The sequence below is a fragment of the Peribacillus sp. SIMBA_075 genome (assembly GCF_046534585.1).
Genome location: NZ_JAWRYN010001643.1, coordinates 1 through 234, shown reverse-complemented (window position 1 = coordinate 234; position 234 = coordinate 1). Strand labels below are relative to the sequence as shown.

The following is a 234-nucleotide window of genomic DNA, read 5'->3' as shown; positions in this document are numbered from 1 at the left end:
CTTTAGAAAGCTGAAAATATAATCCCATCTTCCGCAATTTAACCCAGCAGAATGATCTTTAAGCTCATACAAAATTTCATCCATTTCAAACGAAGCGTGAATCGTTTCCAGTAACACCGTCGCTTTGATCGTTCCGTTTGGAATACCAATATATTTTTGAGCAAATACGAAAACATCATTCCATAACCTTGCTTCTAAATGGCTTTCCATTTTCGGTAAGTAAAAGTATGGACC

At 36.3% G+C, this 234-nt stretch carries 1 pseudogene; it reads right to left on the bottom strand.

Annotation, left to right across the window (positions count from 1 at the left end):
• Positions 1-234, bottom strand: a pseudogene (locus tag SB775_RS34010) (malate synthase A); the annotation flags it as partial.